The following is a 20998-nucleotide window of genomic DNA, read 5'->3' as shown; positions in this document are numbered from 1 at the left end:
GGACGCTAGCCAGGGGGTTGAAACCCGGTCAAGGGCCACCGGTCGGCTCCGCCGGGACTGCAACGACGCCTTCGTGGGCGTGTCATGTTCCGGAAACGCGGCGGCCCGAATACGCGGACCAGCGGCCCTCGCGCCTGGCCACCGTGATGTCGCGCCCGAAGCACGCGGTCAGCCGCGAGTCGGTCAGGACACCCTCGACGGGACCATCGGCGAGGATCCTGCCCTCGCGCAGCAGCAGGGCGTGGCTGACGGCCGGGGACAGCTCCTCCAGATGGTGGGTGACCGTCACGGTGGCCAGGTGCGGACGCCCCTCGGCCAGTTGGTGCATGGCCTCGACGAGGTCCTCGCGGGAGGGCAGGTCGAGGGCGTTGAACGGCTCGTCGAGGAGCAGCAGCGCCGGATCGGCCATCAGCGCGCGGGCGATGAGGATCCGCGCCCGCTGACCGCCCGAGCAGACCCCGTACGGCCGGTCCGCCAGCTCCTTGACGCCCAGCTCGGTCAGGAGGCCGCGGGCCCGGTCCCGGACCTCGTCGTCGTACGTCCGCCACAGGGGCTGCACGGTGCCGCTGTGGCCGGTGAGCACGACCGCGTGGGCGGTGAGGTCCTGCGGCACCCGCTGGGCGGCGTTGACATGGCCGATGCGCGCCCGCAGCTCGCGCACGTCGACCCGGCCGAGCCGGCTGCCGAGGACCTCGACCGTCCCGGCGGTGGGGTGCATCAGTGCGCCGAGCAGGCGCAGCAGGGTGGTCTTCCCGGCGCCGTTGGCACCCAGCAGGGCCCAGTGCTCGCCCGGCCGGACGGTCCAGTCGATGCCGTCGAGGATCAGCTGGTCGGTGGTGAGGCGCCGGACGTGCACGTCCCGGAGCCGGAGCACCGCCGCCTCCCGCTCGTTCTCCTGCGAGCCGGTCGTCCGCCCGGTCATGCCGTGCCTCCTTCGCGCGGGACGTGTGCCATACCCCCGGCACAGTAGATGTACTCACCATGTGCCTGCTGGACCGTCCGGTTCCTGGACGGGACCCGACGGACGGAGGTGGCAACCGGACGGCGGACTCCTTCGCGGCACGCATGCCGGCTGGGAACCCGAAGGGCGGTGACGCCGCCCCCGTCACCGTCCGTACCGGCATCCGCGACGAACACGGCGTCCTGCCCCCGCCGTGACGGGGGCAGGACGGAACCGGTCGGGTTCCCCGGGCGGGAGGGGAAGGGTCAGACGCCCGCCACCGACTGGATCCACGACCGGTAGGCGGTCACGTTCGTGTACGCCGTGGTGGACTGCCGGTCGCTGGTCGAGGCGACGCCGACCTGGACGCCGCCGGCCATCATCGGGCCGCCCGAGTCGCCGCCCGCGGTGATGCCGTCGCCGGGACGGGCGCATATCGCCCGGCCGTTGTAGGCGTCGTAACACCCGCTGGTGACGCTCAGGTTGGCGACCTTGAGGTACTGGGACTGGCAGTTGATCTCCGAGCCGCACCGTGAGGTGGCGCCCCAGCCGTAGACCTGCACGGTCTGACCCACGCGCACCGTGCCCGGCTGTCCGAGCGGCGCGTAGGAGGCGGAGACGGAGCGGTCGAGCCGGACCAGCGCGAGGTCCGCCGAGGGATGGGTGGTGGTCTGCGCCCCGTTCGCCACCGTGCCGCCCGAGCCCTGGTCGAGGCTGCCGATGCGGAAGGACAGGCCGCCGCCCGTGACGCAGTGCTTGGCCGTGAGGATCCAGGTGGGCGAGATGATGGTCGAGCTGCACGTCTGGGCGCCGTTGGAGAACAGCCGGGCCGCCCAGGGGGCGTTCTGCGCGTAGCCGCCGCCGATGATCGGCTGGGGGCCGCCGTCACCTGGGCGGGGCTCCGCCGCCGAGGCCTGCGGAGCGAGCGCGAGTGCGGACAGCAGCGTGGCCGTGAGAGCGGCCGTCAGGGTGGGGACGAGTCTGGAGGTTCGCAAGGCTCCTCGATTCCGACGGACACGCGTCGGGGCGCGTGTTCGGTCTGTGGGGGCGCCCAGCATCCCGGTCCCCGCCGTGGCACCGGCACTCCCGACTTCCCATAACGCGGCGTTATGCCGCGGGACGGCCCGGCCGGCGGTGCGCGCCGCCCACGTGCGCGGCAGTGCGGACGGAGACGGTCACGACGTCGGTGCGGCCCGTGGCCTTGGGCGGCCCGGCGGGCCGGCGTCCCCGGGCCGGAGCGTCGGCGGCAAGGCCCGGATCCCGCGGGTCAGCGCAGCAGCAGTTGCACGAGGGCGACGGTGCCGACCGTCACCACCAGCGTCCGCAGGACGACGGGCTTGAAGTGGCGGCCCACCTTGGCCCCGCCGTACCCGCCGAGGGCCGAGCCGACCGCCAGCAGGCCGACGGCGGTCCAGTCGAAGTCCGCGGCGAAGAGGAAGAAGAGCGCGGCGACGCTGTTGACGACGGCGGCGAGGACGTTCTTGACGGCGTTGAGGCGTTGCAGCGGCTCGTCGAGGAGCGTGCCCATCAGGGACAGGTAGATGATCCCCTGGGCGGCCGTGAAGTAGCCGCCGTAGACGCTGGCCAGGGTCAGGCCGGTGAACAGCAGCGGACCGCCGTCCCGGCGCGGGGAGGCGCCGGTGCGCGCACGGCGGCGCTGCACCCACTTGCCGATCTGGGGCTGAAGCGCCACCAGCACCAGGGCGAGGCCCACCAGGACCGGCACGATCGTCTCGAAGGCGTCCTCCGGGAGCGCGAGCAGCAGTGTGGCGCCCGCGAGACCGCCCATCAGGGCGCCGACGCCCAGCTTGAGGACCCGCCGCCGCTGGCCGCGCAGTTCCTCGCGGTAGCCGATGGCGCCGCTGATGGACCCGGGGATGAGGCCGAGGGCGTTGGAGACGGTGGCGGTGACCGGCGACAGGCCCGTGGCCAGCAGCACCGGAAAGGTGATCAGGGTGCCGGAGCCGACCACGCTGTTGATGGCGCCCGCCCCGACGCCGGCCGCGAACACCGCGGCCATGGCCTCGGGCGTCACCCCGGGCCGTCCGGGGCCGCGCCGAGGACCGGCCGGAAGGTGTCAGGTGCATCTTTCACGGGGCCGACTGTACCCACCGGCGGAGGTGGTGCGTCCGGCGGTCTTCAACCGGGCCTGAATGGACACTTCTTGACGTTAATTCACCTGATCATGCGGTGATACGATCACCGCGTTTGCGGAGCGGGCGGATGGGTGAAAGACGGCATCCCCGACTTCAGGGACAGCCCGGGCAGCTACCCCGGTGCGGGCGGTCCACCGGCCGTCCGCCTAGACGGGAATTCAGCAAGCCGGCCGTCAGTCGCCTGAAGAGAGTCTTATGACGGAATACACAGGGAACCCCTTGCTCTGGGTGGCCCTCGTCGCCCTCGTGGCCGCCGCCGTGCTCATCACCCGCCAGCGCAGGGCGGCCCGGGCGTTGCGGCAGCAGGTGCAGGGGCTCAAGGACCATTACACCCAGCTGGAGAACGATTACGGAAAATCCGTGCAGGCGGCCCAGGAACGGGCCGAGGACGAGACCAAGACCGTCCTGAAGTCCGCCATGCGGACCCTTCAGGGCCTCGCCGCGGAACAGCAGCTGGTCCTCTCCCGGCTTCAGACCAAGTACGGCGACTCCGCCCTCCTCCAGGACCTGCTGGAGATCGACCACACCAACTCGCAGTTCGGCCGGCGCGCCCAGTCCATCGCCGTGCTCTGCGACGGCTGGCTCGGCGGGCGGCGCGACACCGCCTCGGTGTACGACGTGGTGCGCAGCGCGCAGGGCCGCATCCGGCACTTCCGCAGGGTGGACATCCTCTCCCAGGTCGACTTCGGCATCACCAGCCGGGCCGTGGAGCCCGTCGCCCTCGCCCTGGCCGAACTGCTCGACAACGCCACCAGCTACTCCAGCCCCGACACCGTCGTCGAGATCAACCTCCGGACCGTGCCCAAGGGCATCTGCGTGGTCGTCGACGACGCCGGTGTGGGCATGAGCGACGAGGAGCGCGCCCGCGCCGACCGGCTGCTCGCCACCGAGCGCGCCTCGGGCGTGGCCGGGCTCGGCAATCCGCCGCAGTTCGGCTTCGCGGTCATCGGCCTGCTGTGCGAACGATTCGGCTTCGAGGTGTCGGTGGACTCCTCGTCCCCCTACGGAGGTGTAAGGGCGGTGGTCCTGCTGCCGCACGAACTGCTCACCGGCATGCCGGAGAAGAAGACTCCCGCCCCCGCCGCCCACCCCACCGCCCGGCCGGTCCGGGACGGCGGCCCCGAGGCCGCGCCCGTCTCGTCCCGGACCGACGACGGTCTGCCCCGGCGGCGCCGCAAGCGGCCGATGGCCATCGTGCCCGGCAACGAGCCCACCCCCCGCCCGGCGGGCCGCTCCGACTCCGAGCAGGCACAGGTCATGGGTGCCTTCCAGCGGGGAACGCGGTCCGGCCGGGTCACCGACCCCGAGGGCACCGACCGCACGCGCAGAACGCCTGGTGCCAGCAGCGAAGGACATGAGGTCTCGTGAACGACGATCTGTCATGGATGCTCGACAGCGCCCTGGAGATTCCGGGAGCCCTGCACGCCGTCCTGATATCCGCCGACGGTCTGCTGATGGCCCGGACGCAGGACTTCGACAAGGACGACGCCGACCGGGTCGCCGCCGCGATGAGCGGGGTGCAGTCGCTCAGCCGCACCCTCGCCTTCTTCTGTGAGGACCCCAGCCAGTCCTGGCGCCAGACCCTGGTCGAGTTCGACGGCGGCTGGGTGTTCCTGATCTCCGCCGGCGAAGGCGCCTACCTCGGTGTCTCCGCCTCCCCCGAGGTGGACATGGCCGACATCACCTTCCGGATGCAGCAGCTCGTCGCCCAGCTCGGCAAGCGGCTGACGACGCCGCCGCGCGAGAACCTCGGCGCCCGCTCATGACCGGCCACGACGGCTGGGAGCCCGAGGCGCCGGAGTTAGTACGGCCGTACGTCATCACCAAGGGCCGCGGCCTGCCCGACGAGGACCACCTCTCCCTCATCACCCTCGTCACCGCCTCGGCCGAGGACACCCGGCGCCCGGCCCGGCTGTCCCCCGAGGAGCAGAGCCTGCTGGACCTCTGCTCGGCCGGCTACCTCTCGGTCGCCGAGATCGCCGGACACACCCACTTCCCGCTCGGCGTGGTGCGGATCCTGCTGGCCTCCCTGATGGAGGGCGGCCACCTGATGACCCGCCCGCCGGTGGCCCGCGCCCGGCTCGCGGACAAGGAGATCCTGGAGGAGGTGCTCAATGGGCTCCGCGCCAAGTTTGGATGAGCGGGACTACGTACGCGGAGGGGCGACCCAGACCGCGGTCAAGATCCTCGTCGTCGGACACTTCGCGGTGGGCAAGACCACCCTCATCGGCTCCATCTCGGAGATCGAGCCGCTGTCCACCGAGGAGACGATGACGCAGGCCGCCGAGTCGGTCGACGACCTGGGCGGCGTCCAGGGCAAGACCACCACCACGGTCGCCATGGACTTCGGCCGCCTCACCATCAGCGACCGCGTCGTCCTCTACCTCTTCGGCACCCCCGGCCAGCAGCGCTTCGTCCAGATGTGGGAGGACATGGCACGCGGCGCGCTCGGCGCCCTGGTGCTGGTCGACCCCGAGCGGCTGGCGGACTCCTTCCCCGTGATCGACCTCATCGAGCACTACGGGCTCGACTACGCCATCGCCGTCAACCACTTCGACGGCACCCCGCTGCGCGACGAACACGCGCTGCGCGAGGCGCTCGACCTGCTCGACGACACCCCCGTCGTCACCTGCGACGCCCGCGACGAGAAGTCCTCGGCGGCCGCACTGACCACCCTCGTCCGCTACTTGCTGGACCGCACCCGCTAGGAGCTGGGAGCAGACATGAACGCTCACGACACGGCCCCGGTGCCGCCGCCCGGGTGCCCGGCCCACGGCTCCGGCGCCAGAGTGCCCCTGCACGGACCGGAGTTCGCCGCCGACCCGCAGGCGTACTACGAGTACCTGCGCCACTACGGGGCCGCGGCGCCCGTCGAACTGGCCCCGGGCGTCGAGGCCACCCTGGTCACGGACTACGCCGCCGCCCTCCAGCTGCTCCAGGACTCCGGGTCCTTCCGCAAGGACGCCCGGCGCTGGCGGGCCTTCAACGAGGGCAAGGTCGGCCCGGACAGCCCGGTCGCGCCCCTGCTCGCCTACCGGCCCAACTGCATGTTCGCCGACGGCGCCGACCACCTCAGGCTCCGCCAGGCCGTCACCGACAGCATGGCCCGGGTGGACACCCGGCGGCTGAGCCGGAGCACGGAGCAGATCTCCGGCTACCTCATCTCCCAGTTCGCCGCCCGCGGCTCCGCCGACCTTCTCGGCGACTACGCCAAGCAGCTGCCGCTGTTCGTGTTCAACGAACTCTTCGGCTGCCCCGCCGACATCGGCGACCGGGTGCTGTTCGGCATCTCCGGCATGTTCGACGGCGTCAACGCCGAGAAGGCCGTCGAGGTGCTCTTCCAGGCGGTGGGGGAACTCGTCGCGCTCAAGCGGAGCAAGCCCGGCGACGACGTCACCTCCTGGCTGATGCGGCACGAGGCGGCGCTCAGCGACGAGGAGATGGTCCACCAGCTCGCCCTGCTCCTCGGTGCCGGCGCCGAGCCCCTGCGCAACCTCATCGGCAACACGCTGCACCGCCTGCTCACCCACGAGCGGTACGCGCGCGAGGGCGGCCTGATCGACGAGGCGCTGGACGACACGCTGTGGGAGAACCCGCCCATGTCGAACTACGCGCCGCACTACCCGGCCCACGACACGGAACTCGCCGGACAGCACCTCCAGGCGGGCGATCTCGTGCTGGTCAGCTTCGCCGCGGCCAACACCGGCCCCGCCCTCAGGGCCTCCCGCCAGGCCGGCAGCAACCGCGCGCACCTCGCGTGGAGCGCCGGACCGCACGCCTGCCCGTCCAAGGAACCGGCCCGGCACATCACGGTCACCGCCATCGAGCACCTCTTCAACGAGCTGCCCGACGTCGAACTCGCCGTCCCGGAGGACAGCCTGACCTGGCGTCCGGGCCCCTTCAACCGGGCCTTGGCCACCCTGCCGGCCCGCTTCACCCCGGCCCGCACCGGACGCGGCGCCGAACCGCGGCCGACCCCGGGTGCGGCGGAGCCCGAGGCCGCCGTCCAGGCCCGGCCGGCCGAACGCAGTGGCATGTGGAGCCAGTTCCTCAACTGGCTCACACGGTGATCTGCACAACACCCTCCCAACCCGCCCCTTTCGCATGAAGGTTGAACGGCACGGGTAGTGAGCAACGCGGCATTCAAGTTGCTTACGAGTAAAAGGAGGTGTCGTGGACCACATATCCACGAACGCCGCTTTCCCGCCGCCGAAACCCCCGATACCCGCCTCTCCAGGCGGGTATCGCTCTGTGGGGCCCCGGCCGGGGACGGGCCGGTGACCGCCGCGCCGCAGGCTACGGACCCGCGGGGCGTCCCGACACTCGGCGCCTTCACGGGCGGCCAGCTGCGAAGACTCGGCGCGGTCGCCGGTCTCGCCGGAGCGGACGTCGACACCTACGCCCGGGTTCTCACGGACTCCTTGGGACCGGTGGCCGGACGGCCGCTCCACCTGCCGCCGCCCTACCGCACCTTTCTCTCCGACGACCACACCCCCGTCGAGTTCTCCCTCTCCTTCCGGCCGGACGCGGCCCCCGTCCTGCGGGTGCTCGTCGAACCGGGCTGCGGCGCAGACAGCCTGGTTCACAACGGCCGGGCCGGACTGGAGACGGTCCGGGCGATGGCGCGCCGGTGGCGGTTCGGGACCGGCCCCCTCGACGAGGTGACGGACCTCTTCCTGCCGTCCGCTCCGCAGGGACCCCTGGCCCTGTGGTGCGCGCTGGAGCTGACACCCGGCGGTGTGCCCAAGGTCAAGGTCTACCTGAATCCCGCCGCCAACGGGGAGGAACGTTCCGCCGCGACGGTGCGCGAGGCGCTGCGCCGGCTGGGGCTCAAGCGGGCCTACGCCAACCTGCCCCCGGGCAGCGGTCATCCGTTCCTCGCCCTGGACCTGGGGGACTGGGAGGAACCCCGGGTGAAGGTCTACGTGCGCCACGACAGCCTGACCTGTGCCCGTGCCGGGAGGCTGTCCCGCATGATCCCGGAGCCGGTTCCGGCCGTCGTCGAGTCCTTCTTCCGCACGGTCGCGGGCGCCGGGGCCGGGGCGACGGGGCTCGACGGGCTGCCCGGCCTGTCCTGCCACTCCTTCACCGGTCCGGCGGACCCCCGGCCCAGCGGATTCACCCTGCACATCCCGGTCAGGGACTACGCCCCGCACGACGGGGAGGCCCTGGCCCGGGCGTCGCGGCTGCTGCAACGGCACGGCATGGACGCCTCGATGCTGGTCCGGGCGCTGGCCGCCGTCACCGACCGGCGGCCGGAGGACGGGGCCGGGCTCATCGCCTACCTGGCGCTGGCGCTCCAGCGGGGCCGGCCGCCGCGGGTGACGGCGTACCTCTCCTCGGAGGCGTACGCGGTCCGGCCGCCCGCCGCGGCGCCGGTCCGGCGTCCGGTCGCGGTGCACTGAGCCGGCCGTCCGGCACACCACAGGGGCTCCCGGCCGACCTCACCGGGAGCCCCTGGGCACGCCGCCGTGCGGGACGGTCACACGGGCAGCGACTCCCGGAACTCCGCCAGGTACGGGCCCACGTCGACCTGGATCGAGGCGCCCTCGGTCCGGCCGTAGCGCTGGGCCACGGAGGTGAGGTAGGTGCCGATCTCCTCGCGCATCGCCTCCGCCGCGGGCAGTTCGGCCTCGCCGTCGATGATCCGCGCCACCCACTCCGCCTGCGCCTCCACCAGCCGGGTGATCGCGCCCACGGGCCGGACCAGCCCGACGAAGTAGAGACCCGGCCGGCCGGCCGGTACGACCCGTCGGTACAGCTCGACCGAACCGTCCGCCGCCACCGGGCAGCCGGCCGGCAGGAAGGGGAAGGTCATGCGGAAGCCGGTGCAGTACACGACGGCGTCCGCGGCCGTGGAGGTGCCGTCGGTGAAGACGACCCGGTCGCCGTCGAAGGAGGCGATCGCGGGCTTCGGGGTCACGGCGCCGTGCCGGATCCGGCTGAGGATCTCGTCCGAGAGGGTCACGGCGGAGGAGAAGACCGGGTGGTCGGGCTCGGGCAGGCCGTAGTCCGCCAGTCTGCCGCGCGCGACGAGCAGCGACCGCTCCACCCAACCGCGCTGCTCGGCGAAGGACATCTCGGTCCACCAGGGCGCCTCGGCGATCTCGTCGACCGACATCCCGAAGAGCTGCTTGGGCACGATGTGCAGCCCCCGCCGCACCGACAGCACGGTCTCCTCGGCGTGCCGCGAGAGGTCGGCCGCGATGTCCACGGCGGACGCCCCGAGGCCGACGACGACGACCCGGCGTCCGTCGAAGTCGGCGCCGTCACGGTAGTCGAGGGAGTGCAGAATCGTTCCCTCGAAGGAGTCGGCGCCGGGCGGGAGAGGATCGGGCAGCGCCGGGTCGGTGTGGTGTCCGGAGGCGACGATCACCTGCTCGAAGCGGCGGGCCGACTCGGTGCCGTCCGCGTCGCGGCTGACCACCGTCCACGCGCCGTCCGGGGCCTGCCATACGGCGACCACCTCGGTCCGCAGCTCGATGTGGTCGAGCAGGCCCGCCCACTCGGCGAAGGAGCGCAAGTACGCGGCGACCTGGCTGTGCCGGGGGTAGAGCGGATACGAGGACGGCATGGGGAAACCGGCGTAACCGGTCAGCTGCTTCGCGGTGTTCAGGTGCAGCGACAGGTAGCCCGGCCCCCGCTCTCCGGCCTCCGGCTGCCGCCAGATCCCGCCGACGTCGGGCGCTCTCTCCAGGCAGACGAAGCCGATGTCCCGCTCCTTGAGGGAGTGCGCCACCGCCAATCCCGACAGACCTGCACCGATCACACACACGCGCACGGGATTTCCCCCCAGGACGGACCAGACCTCCCCCGATCACGCAGTGACTGCCCATCCGCATCCCGCGGCACACCAGCACGAGGGACGAACGGACGTGTTCGTCCTCACGTTTCACGCGCCGCGCAGATCCCGGACCCGGCGGATCTTGCCGAGGGAGCGCTCCAGGGTCTCCGGCGCGACGAGCTCCACCTCGACCGTGACGCCCACGCCGTCCTTGACGCCCTGGACGATCGCCCGGGCGGCGGCCTCGCGCTGCCCGGGACCGGCGTCGGGGCGGGCCTCGACCCGCACGGTCATGTGGTCCATCCGGCCGCGCTCGGAGAGCTGGATCTGGAAGTGCGGGGCGACGCCCGGCGTGCGCAGCACGATCTCCTCGATCTGGGTGGGGAAGACGTTCACCCCGCGCAGGATGATCATGTCGTCGCAGCGGCCGGTGACCTTCTGCATCCGGCGGAAGGCGGGGCGGGCGGTGCCCGGCAGCAGCCGCGACAGGTCGCGCGTGCGGTAGCGGACGACCGGCAGCGCCTCCTTGGTGAGGGAGGTGAAGACGATCTCGCCCTCCTCGCCCTCGGGCAGGACGGCGTCCGTGAGCGGGTCCACCACCTCCGGATAGAAGTGGTCCTCCCACACGTGCAGCCCGTCCTTGGTCTCGACGCACTCCTGCGCCACACCCGGGCCGATCACCTCGGACAGGCCGTATATGTCCACGGCGTGGATGTCCATCCGCTCCTCGATCTCGCGGCGCATCTCCTCGGTCCACGGCTCGGCGCCGAAGATGCCGACCCTCAGCGAGGTGGAGCGCGGGTCGACGCCCTGCCGCTCGAACTCGTCGAGCAGCGTGAGCATGTAGGAGGGGGTGACCATGATGATCTCGGGCCGGAAGTCCTGGATGATCTGCACCTGGCGCGCGGTCATGCCTCCGGAGGCCGGGATCACCGTGCACCCCGCGCGTTCGGCGCCGTAGTGCGCGCCGAGACCGCCGGTGAACAGGCCGTAGCCGTAGGAGATGTGCACCTTGTGGCCGGGGCGCCCGCCCGCGGCCCGGATCGAACGGGCGACGACGTCCGCCCACACGGACAGGTCGTTGTCCGTGTACCCGACCACGGTGGCGCGGCCGGTGGTGCCGCTGGACGCGTGCACCCGCCGCACGTCCTCCATCGGGACGGCGAACATCCCGAAGGGGTAGGTGTCCCGCAGGTCCGCCTTGGTGGTGAAGGGGAAGCGCGAGAGGTCCGCCAGGCTGCGGCAGTCGTCCGGGGCGACCCCGGCGGCGTCGAACTTCTTGCGGTACAGCTCCACGTTCTCGTAGGCGTGCCGCAGGGTCGCGCGCAGCCGGTCCAGCTGTAGCTCCGCGAGCTGCTCCCGGGACAGGCGCTCGGCGTCGTCCAGCAGGTCGTGGGGGAGTGGCTCACCCGGGCGGGGTGCCGGGGTGGCCCCGGTCGTCGGCTCGCTGCTCATCGCGGCTCCTTCGTCGTCGTGCCCGGCGTCCGGCTCCCGGTGGTGTCCCGCATGCTGCGGCTGCGTCCGCGGAACTCCGCGATCACCTCGTCGCCGCGCCGCACGCTCACGTCGTACACGCCGCTGCGGCCGAACCGGGCCCGCTCCTCGGCGCGGGCCACGAGGACGTCTCCCTCGCGGGCGGGGGCGACGAAGACGATGTCGGCGCCGGCCGCGACGGTCACCGGACCGTGGCTGTTGCAGGCGCAGGCGAAGGCGGTGTCGGCGAGCAGAAACAGATAGCCGCCGTGGGCGATCCGGTGTCCGTTCACCATCGCCGGGGTCACGGTCATCCGGAGTACGGCGGTCCCCTCGCCGTGCTCGACCAGCTCGATGCCCAGCCCCCGGGAGGCCTCGTCCGCGGAGAACATCGTCTCCGTGGGTGTCGGCCCAGTGGCCTGCGACATCCTTCCCACCACCTTCTGTCCCGACCGACCATTCGGTTAGCGCGGCACGGCCCAGTAATCCAGCCGCGTGGGCGCCCTGTCAAGAGTGTGAGCGGCGGCGTCGCGGGTCTTGCCCGGCGCCCGGAAACCCGTCACACTGGTACCGAACGAATGGTCGGTTGGGAAGCTGGTGACGATGACCACGACACACGCCGCCGAGGCGCCGCCCCCGGACGGTCTCCAGGAGCACTTCGACGCGACGATCGCGCACGACCAGCGCATCGAGCCGCGCGACTGGATGCCCGAGGGCTACCGGAAGACGCTGATCCGGCAGATCGCCCAGCACGCCCACTCGGAGATCATCGGCATGCAGCCGGAGGGCGAGTGGATCACCCGGGCGCCGTCGCTGCGCCGCAAGGCGATCCTCTTCGCCAAGGTCCAGGACGAGGCCGGCCACGGCCTCTACCTGTACTCGGCGGCCGAGACCCTCGGCGCCGACCGCGACGACCTCACCGAGCGCCTGATCGAGGGCCGGCAGAAGTACTCGTCGATCTTCAACTACCCGACCCTCAGCTTCGCCGACGTCGGCGTGATCGGCTGGTTCGTGGACGGCGCGGCCATCTGCAACCAGGTACCGCTGTGCCGCAGCTCGTACGGCCCGTACGCGCGCGCGATGGTGCGCATCTGCAAGGAGGAGTCGTTCCACCAGCGGCAGGGCTACGAGCTGCTGATGACGATGATGCGCGGCACCGCGGCCCAGCGCGAGATGGTCCAGGACGCGGTGGACCGCTGGTGGTGGCCGTCGCTGATGATGTTCGGCCCGCCCGACGACGCCTCGCCCAACTCGGCGCAGTCGATGGCCTGGAAGATCAAGCGGCACAGCAACGACGAGCTGCGCCGCCGCTTCGTGGACATGACCGTCCCGCAGGCCGAGAAGCTCGGCGTCACCCTGCCCGACCCGGAGCTGCGGTGGAACGAGGGGGCGGGGCACCACGACTTCGGCACCCCGGACTGGGACGAGCTGATGCGGGTCATCAAGGGCGACGGCCCGTGCAACGCACAGCGGAGCGAGCGGCGGCGGACCGCCCACGAAGAGGGCGCCTGGGTGCGCGAGGCGGCCACCGCCCACGCCGCCAAGCAGGCCGCCCGCGCGGCGAAGGGAGCGGTGGCATGACCGCCGAGAAGAGCGAGAAGCCCGAGAAGCAGGGCTGGCCCCTGTACGAGGTCTTCGTGCGCGGCAAGCGCGGCCTCAACCACGTGCACGTCGGCTCGCTGCACGCCGCCGACGACGCCATGGCCCTCACCCACGCCCGCGACCTCTACACCCGGCGCAACGAGGGCGTGAGCATCTGGGTGGTCCGCTCCGAGCACATCGCCGCCTCCACCCGCGACGAGAAGGACCCCTTCTTCGCCCCCAGCGCGGACAAGGTCTACCGCCACCCGACCTTCTACGACATCCCCGACGACGTCCCCCACATCTAGGAGCAGGGCATGAGCGACGACCACGTCTACCTCACCCTGGCCGAGGGGCACGAGGACGACACCCGCTGGGCCTACGGCACCGGCTTCGAGGACCCGCTGCACGGCGTCGACACCACCGTGCCCGAGCGCGTCGACGCCGCCGGACTGGCCGCGGACTGCGTGGCGCTGGCCGACGACGCCCTGATCAGCGCCCAGCGGCTCGCCGAATGGGTCACCCGCGCCCCGGAGCTGGAGGAGGAGGTGGCGCTGGCCAACATCGGCCTCGACCTCCTCGGCCAGGCCCGCCTGCTGTACGCGCGCGCCGGGCAGGCCGACGGCACCGGCCGCGACGAGGACGCCTTCGCCTACTTCCGCGACGCCGGCGACTTCCGAAACGTGACCCTGGCCGAACTCCCGCGCGGCGACTTCGCGTTCGCCGTGGTGCGGCTGCTGGTGCTCTCCAGCTGGCGGCTGGCCCACTTCCAGCGGCTGGTGGACCACCCCGACCCGGTTCTCGCGGCGGTCGCGGCCAAGGGCGTCAAGGAACTGGCCTACCACCGGCAGTACGCCGCCGAGTGGGCCGTCCGCCTGGGCGACGGCACCGAGGAGTCGCACCGCAGGATGCGCGCGGCGCTGGACGCGGTCGCCCCGTACCTCGGTGAGCTGCACACGGCGTACGACGTGCGGGACGAGGTCGCCGACGTGCTGCGCCAGGTCACCGAGGCGGCCGGCCTGCCCCTGCCGGTGTACCGCCCGCTGCCCGGCTCCGGCCGCGCCGGCGAGCACACCGAGCATCTGGCGCCGCTGCTCACCGAGTTGCAGGGCGTCGCCCGCGCCCACCCGGAGGCGACATGGTGACCGTGCTCCCGGACACCGCCCGCGCCCGCCGCGTCGCCGAGCGGGTGCCGGACCCCGAGCTGCCCATGCTTACCCTCGCCGACCTCGGGGTCCTGCGCGGCGTCGAGGTCGGCGCGGACGGCACCGTGGTGGCGAGCCTGACGCCCACCTACTCGGGCTGCCCGGCCATGGCCGAGATGCGCGCGGACGTCGCCGCCCGGCTGCGGGACGCCGGATACCGGCGCGTGGAGATCCGCACGGTCCTCGACCCGCCCTGGACCAGTGACTGGATCACCGAGTCCGGCCGCCGCAAGCTCGCCGAGCACGGCATCGCCCCGCCCGGTCCGGCACCCCGTGGCGGACCGGTTCCTCTCGTGCTGTCACCCACCCGGGCGGCGGTGCCGTGTCCCCGCTGCGGCTCGGCGGACACCGAGGAGACCTCCCGCTTCGCCGCCACGTCCTGCAAGGCCCTGTGGCGCTGCCGGGCCTGCCGCGAGCCGTTCGAGTACGTCAAGGAGATCTGATGGCCCCGACCGCCCCCGTCCCGGCAGCGCCGGTGCGTACCCGCCGCCGGCCCGCCTTCCACCGCCTGCGCGTGGCCGCCGTCGAGCGGCTGTGCGCGGACGCGGTGGCCGTGAGCTTCGCGGTCCCGGACGAGCTGGCCGGGGAGTTCGCCTTCGCGCCCGGCCAGTCGCTCACCCTGCGGCGCGAGGTGGACGGCCGGGACGAGCGCCGCTCGTACTCGATCTGCGCACCGGCCGGTTCGGTGCCGCGCATCGGGGTCCGGGTGGTGCCCGGCGGGGTGTTCTCCTCGTGGTTGGTCGAGGAGGTGCGGCCCGGCGACACCGTCGAGGTCATGGCGCCCACCGGGCTGTTCACCCCCGACCTGACCGTCCCCGGCCATCACGTCCTGATCGCGGCCGGGTCGGGCATCACGCCCATGGTGTCCATCGCCGAGTCGGTGCTGGCCGCCGACGACCGGTCGTCCGTCACCCTGTTCTACGGCAACCGCCGCACGGACACGGTCATGTTCGCCGACGACCTGGCCGACCTGAAGGACCTCCACCCGACCCGCTTCCACCTGGCCCACGTGCTCTCCCGCGAACCCCGCGAGGCCGAGGTGCTCTCCGGCCGGCTGGACGCCGGACGGCTCTCGGCGCTCGTCGGATCGCTGGTGGACGTGGAGGCCGCGGACCACTGGTGGCTGTGCGGCCCGCAGGGCATGGTCGCCGACGCCCAGCAGGTCCTGGCCGGCCTCGGCGTCCCGGCGGACCGCGTCCACCGGGAGCTGTTCTTCGCCGACGACGAGCCCGTGCGGGAGGTCCGCCACGAGGAGACCGGCCCGCAGGGACCCGTCAGCGAGGTCACCATCACCCTGGACGGCCGCTCCACCACCTCCTCCCTGTCCCGCGGGCGGACCGTCCTCGACGGAGCCCAGCAGACCCGGCCCGACCTGCCGTTCGCCTGCAAGGGCGGGGTCTGCGGCACCTGCCGCGCCCTGGTCACCGACGGCGAGGCGGACATGCGCCGCAACTACGCCCTGGAGGACGCCGAGGTCGAGGCCGGGTACGTGCTGACCTGCCAGACGTACCCGGTCTCCGAGAAGCTGACCGTGGACTACGACAGCTGAGCCGCGGTCACCCGGCGCCGCGTCACGCCGGGTTGTCGCCGTGGGTGAGGGTCTCCCAGGCGACGAAGAGGTTGTTCGAACCGGACGGACGGGTGCGCTCGGTCAGGGCCTGGGTGTTGTCCATGGCGTGGCCGAGGCGGTTGTGCAGGGCGTTGTAGCCGACCTCGGTGACCGGGCCGAGGCCCAGGTGCACGGAGCCCCCGCACAGCCAGTCCGGGACCGCCGCGCCCTGCTCGTACTTCGCCTGGAAGCCGAGCGCGTGCCGCAGCCGCTCGCCCACGTCGGTGCCGTACAGGTCCTGCCCCTGGATCCGGCTGGTCTCGGCGACGTGCGCGATGGACGAGACGCCGTACCCGGTGTGGGTGAAGTCCCGGCAGGTCTCCTGGGTGAGGCCGTTGACGAAGGTGGACTGGCCCTGCCAGTAGTTGACGATCTTGTCCCGGGTGTTGAGGTTCTGGCTCGGGACGGTCTTCGGCAGGGCCCCGTCCGAGTCCAGGTACACGTACGCGGCCGTGCGGGTGCGGAACTTGGCCATGGCCTTGTCGTAGGAGGCCTTGTCCTCCAGGAAGACGGAGATGCCGACGGCGGCCTCCATCATCGTCAGCTCCCAGTTGCCGTTGGAGTTGGAGCCGTTGATGATCTCGGGCAGGTAGACGTTGCGGAGCATGGTGGCGAAGCGGCCGGAGTTGGCCCACGAGCCGGAGTACGTGTACTTGATGATCTCCGCGGCCTTGGGCCACGACGAGCCGGCCCAGCCGGTCTGGAGCGGGGCGTTGCTGTTGGTGTGGTCCCGGATCACCGCGGACCAGGCGTCCATCAGCTCGATCGCCTTGCGCGCGTACCGCTCGTCGCGGGTCAGGTACCAGGCCAGCGCGTTGGTGTAGGCCGCGATCGCGTCCTCGCGCTCGTCGGTGCAGCCGATGTTGGGGTTCGAGTAGGAACCGCACTCGACCACCGCGCGGGGCTTGGGTACGCGGTTCAGGTCGGCGTACCTGCTCCTCATCATCTGGTCGAAGGCGCCCTTCCAGGGCTGGGCCCCGGCCTGCACCTTGGCGCGGGCGAAGTCGAGCTGGCCCTCGGAGACGGTGACTCCGGGGTGGGTGAACGCGGCCGGTGCGGCCTGCGCGCGAGGAGCGGCCGGGCCGGGTCCCGCCAGGAGGGTGCCGGCGAGCGCGGCGGTGAGCGTCGCGAGGAGGACGACTCGGGATCTGCGGCGGCGAGGTGTGGGAGCAGAGGACATGTGGGGGGTCCATCCGTTCGTCTATGTGAACGCTGAGTGTTGTTCTGAACGTTCGGCTGCGCGGTGACGATAGGTAGAGACCAATGGGGCGTCAAGGGGCCGCGCAGGGAGTCCTGAAGGACGCCGATCCGGGGGCGTGGGGCGAACACTATGAACGCAATGATCCAAGGGGTGGCCCCGGCCGCGGCGGATTCCTAGCATCCCGGCTCGCAGCGCAACTTCGCGCCGGCACGCAGCACGTACAGGAGCCGCACCTTGACCAGACCCGACGCTCCCCCGCCCGTCACCCGGACCGCGCACCGCCGAGGCCGTCCGGCGGTGGTGGCGGCCGCCCTCGCCGCCGTCCTCCTCGGCACCCTCGGCAACGTGTCGGCCGCCCCCGCGCAGGCGGCCGAACGACCCGTGGCCGCCGACTGCCCGCCCGCCCTGGCCGGAAAGGCCACGTGCTACACCGGCCGGGGCGCCAACGGGGCGTACTACACGATGGCCGTGCCGAAGGACTGGAACGGCTCCCTCGTCGTGCACGCGCACGGCGGCCCCGACCTCGGCGAAGCCTCCGACCCGGCCCGCAGCACCGAGGACCTGGAGCGCTGGACCGTGATGGTCGACGAGGGTTACGCGTGGGCCGGGTCCGCATACCGGCGCGGCGGCTACGGCGCCCGGATGGCCGCCGCGGACACCGAGAACGTACGCCGCCTGTTCACCGAGGAGTTCGGCCGGCCGGAACGGACCTACCTCCACGGCCAGTCCTGGGGCGGCAACGTCGCCGCCAAGGCCGCGGAGACCTACGGCCGGCGCCACGGCGCGTACGACGGGGTGCTGCTCACCAACGGCGTCCTCGGCGGCGGTTCGCGCGGCTACGACTACCGCGTGGACCTTCGGGTCGTCTACCAGTACTACTGCCACAACCACCCGCGCCCGACCGAACCGCAGTACCCGCTGTGGCAGGGCCTGCGCCCCGGCTCCACGATGACGAGCGCCGGGCTCGCCGCCCGTCTCCAGGAGTGCACCGGCTACGAGTCCGACCCGGCCGACCGGACCGCCCTCCAGCAGCGCAACCTCGACGACATCCTCGCCGTCACCCGCATCCCCGAGCGCACCCTGGAGTCGCATCTGAAGTTCGCCACGTTCACGTTCCGGGACATCGTGTCGAACCGGCTCGGCGGGCGGAACCCGTGGAGCAACCGCGGTGTGCGGTACTCCGGTTCGCACGACGACAAGGCGCTCAACGCGGGTGTGGAACGCTTCTCGGCCGACCCCGCCGCACGCCGCGACCTCTCCTGGGACAGCGACCTCACCGGCCGCGTCGACCTGCCCGTCCTCACCCTGCACGCCATCGACGACCCGACGGCATTCGTGCAGCACGAGGCGGCCTACCTGGCCACTCTCCGGGGCGCCGGCCGGGGCGGGAACCTCGTCCAGACCTTCACGACGGAGTCCGAGCACAGTTCGCTGAGCGACTCCGAGTACGCCGGCTCCATCGCCGCGCTGGACAGCTGGGTCCGCACGGGTCGCAGGCCCGCAGCGCGCTCGATCGCGGCCTCCTGCGCCACCTTCGACGCGACCTACGGCGAGGGCTGCTTCTACGATCCCGGCTTCCGTCCGTCGCCGTACGCCTCCCGGGTGCGGCCCCGGCCCGGCGGACTCCAGTGGCCCGCCATGACCGCCGCCCAGGAGCGGGCGTGGAGCAGGATCGACGGTGTGGGGATCGCCCCCTAGGCGGCGCCCGGGGGCACCTGCCCCCGCTCCGCCAGCACCGCGCGGATCACGTGGCGGGCGTTGCCCGCCATCGCCGGGTTGGTCTTCCGGTAGTACGGCAGCGCGATCAGTGCCTGGGAGAGGGTCCGCCCCCGGCCGCGCCGCCAGGTCGCGTCGTCGACGCCGAGCTTCTCCCGGAAGACCTCCCGGGCCCCCGCGGGCAGCAGATTCCACGCCGGGAAGAGGTCGCAGGCCGGGTCGCCCACGCCCGCGCACCCGAAGTCGATGACCGCGGTGAGCCTGCCGCCCTCGACCAGCAGGTTGCCGGGCATCAGGTCGGCGTGCAGCCAGACGGGCGGTCCGTCCCAGGCCGGGGCCCGCAGCGCGTCCTGCCACACGGCGGCCAGGGCGTCGCAGTCGACGTCCTCCTCGGGCAGGCCGCGGAGTTCCTCGAGGGCGGCCGTCGTCGCCGCGTCCAGTGTGGCGAGCGGGCCGCCGCGGTGCGCCCCGGGAGCGCCGGGCAGGGAGACGGCCCGCATCGCCGAGACGAACCCGGCGAGATCACCCGCCAGCGCCACGGGATCGGTCAGTGCCCCTGCCTCGGGGATCTCCCCGGGCAGCCACCGGTACACCGACCACGGCCACGGGTAACCCTCGGCGGGCTCACCGTGCCCGAGCACCTCGGGCACGGTGGCGGGGAGCAGGGGCGACAGCCGGGGCAGCCAGTGCCGTTCGGCCGTCACGTCCGCCACGCCGCCCTTGACGAGCGGCAGTCGGACGACCATGTCGTCACCCAGCCGGTACATCGCGTTGACGGTGCCACCGGAGGGAAAGCGCTCGACGGGCAGCCCCGCCCAGCGCGGGAACCGCCCGTCGACCAGCCGCCGCACCAGACCCTCGTCGAGGACGCACGCGTCCGTGTGCGCGTCCGTGTGCGTCTGCCCTGAACTCATGGGCCTCATCCGACCCTTCGGCACGGACGGCCGTCAAACGCTTTCCGGGCCGGTACCGACAGCACCGCCGGCGCCGGTCCGGAGGGTGAATCAGACGCCGAACTCCGTCGGCGAGATGCCCAGCGCGGTGCACGCCTCGCGGATCGCCTGCTGCTCGGACGGCTCGAAGACGCCGTCGGCCCCGGCCACGACCATGCCGGTCTGGACGACCGCACGCGCCTCCTGCGGCTTCTTGGCGGCCTTGGCGATCACCTGGAGCGCCTCGGTCCTGCCCAGCTGGAAGTTGGCCAGAAGCTTGTCCACGTGCTGGTTGAACCGCTGGCGGAGCTGGTCCGCCGGGAAGTTCTGCAGCACCTCGTTGGAGACGATCAGCTCCTCCACGCGCTGCCGCTCCGCCGGCTCCACCTGGCCGTCGGCCGCGGCGACCAGCGCGCACATGGCCATGCTCGCGTCCCGGTAGGAACCGCTCTTGAGTTCGGTCTTGACCGAGGCGAGCTGGGACTTGAACAGCCCCATCAGCTGGGCCTTGGAGCCGCCGGAGGACGAGCCCGTCCCGCCGGGCTGCTGGTGCCCCTGCGCCCCGTGCCCCGATCCGGTCGCTCCCCGAGTGCCCTGGGACTGCTGGAAGGTCTTGGCCTGGTCCTTGATCTTGTCCCACATCGCCACTCGTGCCACCTCGGCTTCTGTTGCTGCTCGTCGGTCATGGTTCCCGGCCGCGATCTCTCGCGGTCATGAGGATCAACGCCCTCCGGGACCACAGGGTTCCCGGAAGGCAAAGACAGAGCAAAGAGCCTACCGGTGCCGTAGTAGGCTGCGCGACCAGGAGTTGCCGTTTCGGTCGGCCGGGTGGAGGCGTCGGTGTGGCTCGGCTGAAGGGGGCGCCGGTCGCCGAGACCGCCGGACCGCCCCGTGTTCCCGCCGCCCGGCGGCGGGTGTGGTCGCGCGAGGTCGGCTGGTTCGTCGCGATCGGCGTCGTCTCGACCGCCGGACAGGCGGCGTTGTACTGGGCGCTACGCCTGTGGTGGCCCCCGGCCGCCGCCAACCTGGTCTCCCTGCTGGTCCTCACCGTGCTCAACACGGAGGCCAACCGGCGCCTGACGTTCCGGCACGCCGACGCCGGACCGGTCCGCGCCCATCTGGGGGCCGGCGGGCTCTTCCTGCTCGGCTACCTGCTCACGTCCGGCGCCGTGCTGTGGTTCCGGCACGAGCAGCCGGCCGCCTCGCCCGCCGCGGAGACCGCGGTCCTCGCCGCCACGTCCGTCGCCGTCACCGTGGTGCGCTTCCTGGTACTGCGACTCGCCGTCTTCCGAGGCCGCGCCCGCCGCTGACCTGCTGGGTCACCCACAGGTGCCCCGGTCACCAAAAAGTGCGTTCTTCCATGTCACCGGTCACTCTCCTACGGTTCCCGAGTAACCACTG

General features: G+C 72.3%; 22 protein-coding genes. 13 read left to right on the top strand and 9 right to left on the bottom strand.

The window, feature by feature from the left end:
* Positions 1-82: 82 nt before the first annotated feature.
* From ACZ67M_RS28705 to ACZ67M_RS28695, 3 genes are all read right to left on the bottom strand, one after another.
* Positions 83-922: an ABC transporter ATP-binding protein gene (locus ACZ67M_RS28705; protein ID WP_392014671.1), complete on the bottom strand. Its 840-nt coding sequence runs from the start codon at positions 920-922 to the stop codon at positions 83-85.
* A 284-nt stretch (positions 923-1206) separates the two neighbouring features.
* On the bottom strand, positions 1207-1935 hold the full coding sequence (locus ACZ67M_RS28700; RefSeq protein ID WP_125489694.1) for a S1 family peptidase: 729 nt from the start codon (positions 1933-1935) through the stop codon (positions 1207-1209).
* A 272-nt stretch (positions 1936-2207) separates the two neighbouring features.
* The gene (locus ACZ67M_RS28695; RefSeq protein WP_361362967.1) at positions 2208-2960 is read right to left on the bottom strand and encodes a sulfite exporter TauE/SafE family protein; all 753 of its coding nucleotides are present in this window, start codon (positions 2958-2960) and stop codon (positions 2208-2210) included.
* Positions 2961-3291: 331 nt separating this feature from the next.
* Between ACZ67M_RS28695 and ACZ67M_RS28690 the strand changes: the two genes are divergently transcribed.
* The 6 genes from ACZ67M_RS28690 (at position 3292) to ACZ67M_RS28665 (ending at position 8501) form a co-directional block, all read left to right on the top strand.
* Positions 3292-4464 (top strand): sensor histidine kinase, encoded by a 1173-nt coding sequence (locus ACZ67M_RS28690; RefSeq protein ID WP_361362718.1) that lies wholly within the window; start codon positions 3292-3294, stop codon positions 4462-4464.
* Positions 4461-4862 carry a roadblock/LC7 domain-containing protein gene (locus ACZ67M_RS28685; protein WP_109032225.1) on the top strand — a complete coding sequence of 134 codons (402 nt, stop codon included), beginning with the start codon at positions 4461-4463 and terminating at the stop codon, positions 4860-4862. The genes ACZ67M_RS28690 and ACZ67M_RS28685 overlap by 4 nt, the downstream gene beginning before the upstream one ends.
* Positions 4859-5236 carry a DUF742 domain-containing protein gene (locus tag ACZ67M_RS28680; RefSeq protein ID WP_122617769.1) on the top strand — a complete coding sequence of 126 codons (378 nt, stop codon included), beginning with the start codon at positions 4859-4861 and terminating at the stop codon, positions 5234-5236. The genes ACZ67M_RS28685 and ACZ67M_RS28680 overlap by 4 nt, the downstream gene beginning before the upstream one ends.
* Positions 5211-5804: a GTP-binding protein gene (locus tag ACZ67M_RS28675; RefSeq protein WP_122617770.1), complete on the top strand. Its 594-nt coding sequence runs from the start codon at positions 5211-5213 to the stop codon at positions 5802-5804. The genes ACZ67M_RS28680 and ACZ67M_RS28675 overlap by 26 nt, the downstream gene beginning before the upstream one ends.
* 15 nt (positions 5805-5819) lie before the next feature.
* Positions 5820-7166, top strand: a complete 1347-nt coding sequence (locus ACZ67M_RS28670) for a cytochrome P450 (protein WP_385799713.1) — start codon at positions 5820-5822, stop codon at positions 7164-7166.
* Between the two features lie 207 nt (positions 7167-7373).
* Positions 7374-8501 (top strand): tryptophan dimethylallyltransferase family protein, encoded by a 1128-nt coding sequence (locus ACZ67M_RS28665; RefSeq protein ID WP_469853477.1) that lies wholly within the window; start codon positions 7374-7376, stop codon positions 8499-8501.
* A gap of 77 nt (positions 8502-8578) precedes the next feature.
* Here the strand turns inward: ACZ67M_RS28665 and ACZ67M_RS28660 are convergent, their stop codons facing one another.
* The 3 genes from ACZ67M_RS28660 to paaI all read right to left on the bottom strand — a co-directional run bounded on the left by ACZ67M_RS28660 (position 8579) and on the right by paaI (position 11781).
* Positions 8579-9877 (bottom strand): flavin-containing monooxygenase, encoded by a 1299-nt coding sequence (locus tag ACZ67M_RS28660; protein ID WP_361362727.1) that lies wholly within the window; start codon positions 9875-9877, stop codon positions 8579-8581.
* 111 nt (positions 9878-9988) lie between these two features.
* Positions 9989-11335, bottom strand: coding sequence for a phenylacetate--CoA ligase PaaK (gene paaK, locus ACZ67M_RS28655; protein WP_469853475.1), 1347 nt, complete (start codon positions 11333-11335; stop codon positions 9989-9991).
* Positions 11332-11781 (bottom strand): hydroxyphenylacetyl-CoA thioesterase PaaI, encoded by a 450-nt coding sequence (paaI, locus tag ACZ67M_RS28650; protein ID WP_361362733.1) that lies wholly within the window; start codon positions 11779-11781, stop codon positions 11332-11334. Before paaI ends, paaK begins: the two co-directional genes overlap by 4 nt.
* 175 nt (positions 11782-11956) lie before the next feature.
* Between paaI and paaA the strand changes: the two genes are divergently transcribed.
* The 5 genes from paaA to paaE are packed head-to-tail and all read left to right on the top strand — an operon-like array spanning position 11957 to position 15688.
* Entirely contained in the window at positions 11957-12934 is a 978-nt protein-coding gene (paaA, locus tag ACZ67M_RS28645; RefSeq protein ID WP_469853473.1) for a 1,2-phenylacetyl-CoA epoxidase subunit PaaA, read from the top strand.
* On the top strand, positions 12931-13242 hold the full coding sequence (paaB, locus tag ACZ67M_RS28640; protein ID WP_161328218.1) for a 1,2-phenylacetyl-CoA epoxidase subunit PaaB: 312 nt from the start codon (positions 12931-12933) through the stop codon (positions 13240-13242). The genes paaA and paaB overlap by 4 nt, the downstream gene beginning before the upstream one ends.
* Positions 13243-13251: 9 nt before the next feature.
* A complete protein-coding gene (paaC, locus tag ACZ67M_RS28635) occupies positions 13252-14079 on the top strand; it encodes a 1,2-phenylacetyl-CoA epoxidase subunit PaaC (protein WP_469853470.1) in 828 nt (275 codons plus the stop codon).
* Entirely contained in the window at positions 14073-14582 is a 510-nt protein-coding gene (paaD, locus tag ACZ67M_RS28630) for a 1,2-phenylacetyl-CoA epoxidase subunit PaaD (protein WP_469853468.1), read from the top strand. The genes paaC and paaD overlap by 7 nt, the downstream gene beginning before the upstream one ends.
* Complete coding sequence (paaE, locus tag ACZ67M_RS28625; protein WP_469853466.1) at positions 14582-15688, top strand: 1,2-phenylacetyl-CoA epoxidase subunit PaaE; 1107 nt, start codon at positions 14582-14584, stop codon at positions 15686-15688. The genes paaD and paaE overlap by 1 nt, the downstream gene beginning before the upstream one ends.
* Before the next feature lie 22 nt (positions 15689-15710).
* On the opposite strand, the gene ACZ67M_RS28620 is transcribed toward paaE, so the two are convergent.
* Positions 15711-16928: an alginate lyase family protein gene (locus ACZ67M_RS28620; RefSeq protein WP_385799701.1), complete on the bottom strand. Its 1218-nt coding sequence runs from the start codon at positions 16926-16928 to the stop codon at positions 15711-15713.
* A gap of 255 nt (positions 16929-17183) precedes the next feature.
* Here ACZ67M_RS28620 and ACZ67M_RS28615 point away from each other — a divergent pair, with 255 nt between their 5' ends.
* Positions 17184-18647 (top strand): alpha/beta hydrolase, encoded by a 1464-nt coding sequence (locus ACZ67M_RS28615; RefSeq protein WP_469853463.1) that lies wholly within the window; start codon positions 17184-17186, stop codon positions 18645-18647.
* On the opposite strand, the gene ACZ67M_RS28610 is transcribed toward ACZ67M_RS28615, so the two are convergent.
* Entirely contained in the window at positions 18644-19579 is a 936-nt protein-coding gene (locus tag ACZ67M_RS28610; protein ID WP_469853461.1) for an aminoglycoside phosphotransferase family protein, read from the bottom strand. The two genes, ACZ67M_RS28615 and ACZ67M_RS28610, sit on opposite strands and share 4 nt — an antisense overlap.
* Positions 19580-19669: 90 nt before the next feature.
* Positions 19670-20245, bottom strand: coding sequence for a tellurite resistance TerB family protein (locus tag ACZ67M_RS28605; protein ID WP_469853589.1), 576 nt, complete (start codon positions 20243-20245; stop codon positions 19670-19672).
* Positions 20246-20439: 194 nt separating this feature from the next.
* Here ACZ67M_RS28605 and ACZ67M_RS28600 point away from each other — a divergent pair, with 194 nt between their 5' ends.
* The gene (locus ACZ67M_RS28600) at positions 20440-20907 is read left to right on the top strand and encodes a GtrA family protein (protein ID WP_392104469.1); all 468 of its coding nucleotides are present in this window, start codon (positions 20440-20442) and stop codon (positions 20905-20907) included.
* Positions 20908-20998: the final 91 nt, after the last annotated feature.

The organism is Streptomyces sp. NPDC107500 (genome assembly GCF_055582785.1).
This window is presented reverse-complemented; position numbering and strand designations above follow the sequence as displayed.